Origin of the sequence: Streptomyces muensis, from assembly GCF_021474425.1 — a bacterium.
Lineage (GTDB): Bacteria > Actinomycetota > Actinomycetes > Streptomycetales > Streptomycetaceae > Streptomyces > Streptomyces muensis.
Genome location: NZ_JAKEIP010000360.1, coordinates 1 through 6,612, shown reverse-complemented (window position 1 = coordinate 6,612; position 6,612 = coordinate 1). Strand labels below are relative to the sequence as shown.

The 6,612-nt window shown below is 72.5% G+C and carries 6 protein-coding genes; 3 read left to right on the top strand and 3 right to left on the bottom strand.

Translation table 11 applies throughout. The annotated features are described in order from the left end of the window. Positions 1-228 precede the first annotated feature (228 nt). Both L0P92_RS40730 and L0P92_RS40725 read left to right on the top strand, forming a co-directional pair. A complete protein-coding gene (locus L0P92_RS40730) occupies positions 229-1,080 on the top strand; it encodes a (2Fe-2S)-binding protein (RefSeq protein WP_234768178.1) in 852 nt (283 codons plus the stop codon). Positions 1,081-1,396: 316 nt separating this feature from the next. Beyond that, positions 1,397-2,437, top strand: a complete 1,041-nt coding sequence (locus L0P92_RS40725) for a DUF2637 domain-containing protein (protein WP_234768177.1) — start codon at positions 1,397-1,399, stop codon at positions 2,435-2,437. 69 nt (positions 2,438-2,506) lie between these two features. Here the strand turns inward: L0P92_RS40725 and L0P92_RS40720 are convergent, their stop codons facing one another. Both L0P92_RS40720 and L0P92_RS40715 read right to left on the bottom strand, forming a co-directional pair. Continuing rightward, positions 2,507-2,929 carry an ATP-binding protein gene (locus L0P92_RS40720; protein WP_234768179.1) on the bottom strand — a complete coding sequence of 141 codons (423 nt, stop codon included), beginning with the start codon at positions 2,927-2,929 and terminating at the stop codon, positions 2,507-2,509. 624 nt (positions 2,930-3,553) lie between these two features. After that, a complete protein-coding gene (locus tag L0P92_RS40715) occupies positions 3,554-4,171 on the bottom strand; it encodes a hypothetical protein (protein ID WP_234768176.1) in 618 nt (205 codons plus the stop codon). A 243-nt stretch (positions 4,172-4,414) separates the two neighbouring features. On the opposite strand from L0P92_RS40715, the gene L0P92_RS40710 reads away from it, so the two are divergent. Then, the gene (locus L0P92_RS40710; RefSeq protein WP_234768175.1) at positions 4,415-5,704 is read left to right on the top strand and encodes a helix-turn-helix domain-containing protein; all 1,290 of its coding nucleotides are present in this window, start codon (positions 4,415-4,417) and stop codon (positions 5,702-5,704) included. A 7-nt stretch (positions 5,705-5,711) separates the two neighbouring features. Here L0P92_RS40710 and L0P92_RS40705 read toward each other — a convergent pair. Further along, a partial coding sequence (locus L0P92_RS40705; protein WP_234768174.1) for a PP2C family serine/threonine-protein phosphatase occupies positions 5,712-6,612 on the bottom strand: 901 nt, incomplete at its 5' end.

Genomic DNA, 6,612 nt, shown 5'->3' with positions numbered 1-6,612 from the left:
CGCCCACACCCCCGCCGTCCTCCGACACCTGCGGAATCCCCGTCGCCGCGGAGCCCTGCGCGCCCTGCTTCACGGGTCCTCCTCCGGACGTGTCGGTACTTGGGGTCATTACGGCGTCTTGTTACTCGCCCGTCAAGCACCTTAGGCGCAGAACGCGACAGTTCAAATCGCAGCGATCTTCGATAAGGTAAGCCTTACCTTCAAAGCCTCGCGGATCGGCGGTCCCGTATGCCTGTGCCCCCCTCGGCCCTCACGGACGCCTACACCCGTCTCACCGAGGTCTTCCCGGCGCTGGGCATCACCCAGCTCACCCCGGACACGCGGCTCCCCCGGCACGACGGCTGGATCGCCGCCACCGCGCTGGCCGAAGGCACAACGGGCCTCGACACCTTCCTGGCCTGGGACGACGCACAGATACGGCGCGACTACGGACAGCCCGCACGCCCGGACGTCGTCGCCAGTTTCGGCCTGCACCGCTACGCCTGGCCCGTCTGCCTGCTGATCACCGTCCCCTGGTTCCTGCTCCGCCGCGTCCCCCGCCTCCCCGTGACGCATGTCTCGTACGACCGCACGGCCCCCGGCCTCTCCATGGGCCGCCTCGCGGCCCGCCCCACCACGTTCGCCTGCCTCCCGGGCGACCCGGCCGCCGCCCTGCCCGGCGCGAGGGTCGTCCCCGACGAGGAGGCGCTGCGGGCCGAGGTGCGGACGGTGATCGCCGAGCACCTCGAACCCGTCCTCGCCGCCTTCGGACCCCGCATGCGGCGACGCGGACGAGCCCTGTGGGGCATGGCGACGGACGAGATCGTCGAGGGCCTGTGGTACGTCGCCCACCTGTTCGGCGACGAAGAGCAGGACCGGGCGCGACGCGAGCTGGAGCTGCTGCTGCCGGGCGCCACGAAGCCGTACGTCGGCTCGGCCGCGTTCCGCGAGCTCACCGGCCCGAACGGCGAGTCGCTGCCCACCCGGGACCGGGCGAGCTGCTGCATGTTCTACACACTGCGCCCCGAGGACACCTGCGCCACCTGCCCGCGCACCTGCGACGCCGATCGGGTCACCAGGCTTCTGGCCACCGCCAGTTGAGGCACCCTCAGACGCCCCCTCCGGCACAGACGTAAGCCGACGTGTCGTAAGATCACCCGCGAGCAGGACACCCGTTACGGTTACAGGCGTTTCACAAATTCCTCACTTCGCGCAGGAACTTTCCGTGGAACCACCCGCACGGGTAGTGTTGTTCGAACTCAACTCCCGCCCCTCAAGCGGCAGTTCGAGCAGAACGCCGCCCTGGGCATTCCCTTGCACTTCCTTGGCGGCCTCTTGCCCCGAAACCCCCTGAGGGCCAGTGGGATTGGGCCACTATGGCGGGCGTTACGCCCTATCCCAATGCAAGGGACCCCAGATGAGATTGACCGACATATCGCTGAACTGGCTGCTTCCGGGCGCCGTACTGCTCCTGGGCCTGCTGGCGGCGATAGCGGTGCTGCGGCGCGGGAAGACCGCGGGGAAGGACGCCGGCGCGGACGACTCGTGGGAGCGCAGCGAGGAGCGCCGCAGGCGCAAGGAAGCCATCTACGGCACCGTCTCCTATGTCCTGCTGTTCTGCTGTGCGGCGGTGGCCGCCGCGCTCTCCTTCCACGGCCTGGTCGGCTTCGGTGAGCAGAACCTCGGCCTGACCAACGGCTGGCAGTACCTGGTGCCGTTCGGCCTCGACGGCGCGGCGATGTTCTGCTCCGTGCTCGCGGTGCGGGAGGCCAGCCACGGTGACGCGGCCCTCGGCTCCCGGATACTCGTGTGGACCTTCGCGTTCGCGGCCGCCTGGTTCAACTGGGTGCACGCCCCCAGGGGCATCGGCCACGACGGCGCCCCGCACTTCTTCGCCGGCATGTCCCTCTCCGCGGCCGTGCTGTTCGACCGGGCGCTGAAGCAGACCCGCCGGGCCGCCCTGCGCGAACAGGGTCTGGTGCCCAGGCCGCTGCCGCAGATCCGGATCGTCCGCTGGCTGCGGGCCCCCCGCGAGACCTACAAGGCCTGGTCGCTGATGCTCCTGGAGGGCGTGCGCAGCCTGGACGAGGCGGTCGACGAGGTCCGCGAGGACAAGCGGCAGAAGGACGAGAGCCGACTGCGCCGGCGCGACCAGCAGCGCATGGAGCGTGCCCAGCTGAAGGCCATCAGCCGGGGCCACCGCGGCTTCATCGGCCGGGGCAACGGACGGCAGGTCGAGACGCAGGCCCTGGAACGTGCCTCGACCCAGGTCACCGCGGAGCCTGCCATATCCACGCCGGAGCAACTGCCCGTACGGTCGCGTCCCTCACTTCAGCCCGTTCGCACCGGTTCTGACCCGGTCGCCGTCGACCTCACCGCGGAGGACGACACAATGGCGCTGCCGCGACTCGACTCCCTCGAGCGCAAGCTCAAGGATCTTGAGCAGCAGTTCGGCTGAGCACAAGCACACCGCTCGTCGACGGGACGGGGCGCGACCCGAGAGCGGGGTCGCGCCCCGTCCCGTTTCTCACGCGGCATCCGCGTCGAGTTCGAACCACACCGCCTTGCCCACGCCGTGCGGCTGGACGCCCCAGGCGTCCGCGAGGGACTCGACCAGGACCAGGCCCCTGCCGTTCGTACCGTCATCGGCGTCCGGTACGCGCATTCTGGGCCGGCGGGCCACGAAGTCCCGTACCTCCACCCTGAGTCCGCCAGGGCCGACGGTCGCCGTCAGGACCGCATCACGGTCGGTGTGGACGATCGCGTTGGTGACGAGTTCGCTGGTGAGCAGTTCGGCTATGTCCGACCGGCCGGGCCTGCCCCAGTGCCGCAACAGGTCCCGCAGGGCTCTGCGGGCCTCCGGTACGGCCCGTAGATCCGCCCGCCCGAGTCTGCGCCTGAGCTGAGGTGGCTGCGCCGGCTCCCCCTCGATCGCGGCCCGGTCCTCCATCGTCTCCACCGAGAAGGCCCCGTACGCTATGGGACCGCCCCCTCGTGCCTGCCTTTTCATGACCCCCGCCCGCGTGCCGATGTCGGTTCCCCTCCTGCTCGAACACGTTCACGGGAACCATTTCCCATCGGGACCGGCGCCAGTCATGTCGAATCGTCAACGACCAGGTGTTCGGCCAAGGTTGGCCCGGCGCACGCCGGGTGCATGAAACCCGGAACGTCACCCACCGGCCGCCCGCAGGCCGCCGCAGGCGAGGACCGGAGCGAGTCGGCCACCGGCCACGGCCCGGCCCGCGGGCCGGAGGCGGGCGTCCGGGGTGAGGAGGCGGGGCGGTTCATCTGCCGGTGGCGCGGGCGGCCGACCTGGGCAGTCCCGAAGGGCTGTGCGCCGACTCGCGCCGGGGCGTGGAGACCGGACGGGATCGGCCCGGCGGCTGACTTTTCGCTGCCGATCCGGCCGTATGTGACGCGGGCATGGGGCAGTCGAGGGCCCGGCGGCGAGGCGTCGTCGATGTGAACGCCCCGTGCCGGGCCCGCGGTCGGCGAAACTGGCCGGAATTCGCTTGTGAGTGCGGGGCCGCCCGCCCGACCCCCGTCCGGGAGGGCGGCCCCGCTGGTGTGGTGGTCAGTAGAGCTTGTCGACCGCCGTGGTGGTCGTCTTCTTGAAGGCCTTCACCGGAGCGTCCGTGAAGCCGCCCATCTGCCCCCACTGCACGACGGTGACGGTGCCGCCGTCCCGGCCGACGGAGATGAGGCTGATGTCCAAGGCGCCCCACGAGGCGCGGCTCGCGATGCCGTGGACACGGGCGCCCTCCTCGACCGGCAGGGTGCCGTAGCTCCGGTGGTCGGCCTCGATCTCGGGGTCGGCGTCGCTGCGTGCGGCGCAGGACCGGATCTCCTTGTTCAGGCGGGTGGCGAGCGCCTTGGCCTTGGCGCTGTTCCCGACGACGACATTGAGCTGCTGGGCGTTGGTCTCCAGGTCGGTACGGAAGGTGCGGTAGCGGGAGTCGTAGGCGAGCAGCGCGTCGCCGAAGCAGTACCGCATCTCCTCCGGGACGCCGTCGGTGACCTTGCCGGCGGTCCAGTCGGAGGAGGGGTGCGGCGGAAGTTGGGACGCCGAGAGGAACTTCGGCGCGGGCGCCTTCGTCGCGGCGCCGGCCGGCGCGGCGTCGAGTGCGGCGCCGGCGGCGAGCGTCGCGACGGCGAGTGCGGCGAGCGCTCCGGTTCGAGTGCGCTTGGGCATGGCTGTCCCCCGTGAACGAGATGAGTGCGATGAGTGCGTGAACGTGTGAAAGTGGTCGGCACCGGTGGCGGATGGTCCGTCCGGCCCTGGTCGGTGCGACACCAGGAGCATCAGCCGTCACGGCGCACGGCCGCAAGCTCCGGCGCCCGATCCGCGACGGTGGAACCATCCCAGGCCGTCTGACGTGCAGGTATATGGAGTGCCTGGGATGCCGTCCCGGGACGGTGAGGACCCGGGGGAACGGTGTCTGAAGCACAGGACGACGACGTCCAGGAGTTCGCGGCGTCGCTCAGGCGGCTGAAGGACCGCACCGACCGCAGCTACGGTCAGCTGGCCCGCCGCCTGAACATGAACACCTCCACGCTGCACCGCTACTGCGCCGGCGACGCGGTCCCCCTCGACTTCGCCCCCGTGGAACGGTTCGCCGTCCTGTGCGGGGCGACGCCGCAGGAGCGGCTGGAGCTGCACCGGTTGTGGATCCTGGCGGTGGCGGCACGTCAGCGGTCGCGTACGGTGGCTCCCACGGCGACGGCCGACGCGGACGGCGCGCCCTCCCCCGCCCAGGTGCGCGCGGAGCCTGCGCCGCCCGCGCCGCCGCACCGCCCCTGGTACCGGCGTCGGCGCCTGCTGGTCTCCGCGGCCGTGGCGACGGCGCTGCTCGCCACCCTCGGCAGCCTCTCCGCCCTGCCGGACGACGACCGTCCCCGGGCGAGCGACTCCGTCCGGGGCGCCGATCCGAGCCGTACGCCCACGGCGGGCGCCGATCGCCCGACCTCGACCGCCTCGCCGAAGCCCTCCGCCACCGCCCCGTCCCCCTCGGGCTCCGCACCGACCTCGAAGAAGCCCCCGGCGAAGCCCACGGGTTCCCCCGACAGCCCTTCCGAGGGAGCCGGTCCGCAGCAGCGGCCGGGGAGCGGAACGCCCCTGACCTGGAGCGCGGACTCCCATGTGTGGCAGGCGGGTTGCGGCCACGACTACGTCGTCGCCAAGCCGCCGGGGCAGGTACCCCCGCCGCCCGCCCCGCAGGACGCCGAGACCTGGGCGAGCTCGCAGAACGCCGTGCACGGGCGGCAGACCCTGGTGGAGGTCTCCGTGCAGGGCCGGACGTCGACGGCCGTCGTCCTGGAGGCGCTGCGGGTGCGCGTCGTCGGCCGCTCGGCGCCCGGCGGGGGCGGCTCGTACGCCATGGACAACGGCTGCGGTGGAGCGCTGACGCCCCGCTACTTCGACGTCGACCTGGACAAGGACCGGCCCATCGCCCGCCCGGCCGACGGCAATGACTCGGGTGTCACGATCCCGGCGATGCGGCTGCCGTACCGGGTGTCCGCCGAGGACCCCGAGGTGCTGCTGATCGACGCGCGGACACAGGCCTGCGACTGCAGCTGGTACCTCGAACTCGACTGGTCCTCGCAGGGCCGCACGGGCACGGTCCGCATCGACGACCACGGCCGTCCGTTCCGCACGACGGGCATCGAGGGGCTGCCGCGCTACTCGTACGACACCTCGGCGCGCCGGTGGGGGCCCTACAGCTGAGGGCCGGTCAGGCCTCCCACACCGCGGCGGCCGTGCGGTCGTCCGCGTATCCCTTGACCCGGACCTGGGTGTCGGCGAGGAACTCGGCGAGCCCGGGCGGCTCGGCCGCGGACCAGCGGTCGGTCAGGTGGGCGGCGAGTGCGGGTTCGCCGCGCAGGGGGTCGGCGAGTCCGCCGGTGCACATCAGGAGGGCGTCGCCGGGGCGGGCCACGGAGGCGCGGAAGCGGAAGGGTTCGCGGGGCGGCTCGGGGGCGGTGTCGTAGGGGCTCGGGGGTGTGGTGATGCCGAGGTCCATGGTGAGGCGGTCGCCCTCGGGCGTCTCGGCGGGGAGGGAGCCGAAGCCGACGACCGGTTCGCCGGTGACGTCGGTGACGCGGGGCTCGATGTCCTGCCATTCGCCGTCGCGCAGCCGGAAGAGTCCGCCGGTGCCGACGCCGAAGAAGACGCGGGTACGGCACTCGGGGTCGGCGGGCAGCAGGAGGCAGCGCAGGGTCGCCGCGTACTCCTCGGGTTCGATGCCCTGTTCGGCGGCGCTGGCGCGGAGTTTGCCGAGGCTGCGGTCGGTGAGGCGGTGCAGGCCCGACTTCAGGTCGCCGCGCCGGGCGGCCCTGATGTCCTCGGCGAGCTTGGGGTGGCTGCGGCCGACGGCCCGGCCGATCCAGTGGCAGGCCTCGGCGGCGGCGCGGTGGGCGCCGGGGGTGGCCCGGGCGCCGGTGGCCATCGCCACCAGGACCAGGGCGTGGTCGCCGGTGCCGAAGCGGGCGGTGAGGAGGGAGTCGCGGCGCGGTTCGCCCCGGTAGCGGGCGGAGTCGCCGCGCAGGGACACGGCGCGCAGGGTGCAGGCGCCGTAGCGGGCGCCGTCGAGGACGGTGTCGGCGACCAGGTCGTCGAGGTCGTCGGGGTCGGCG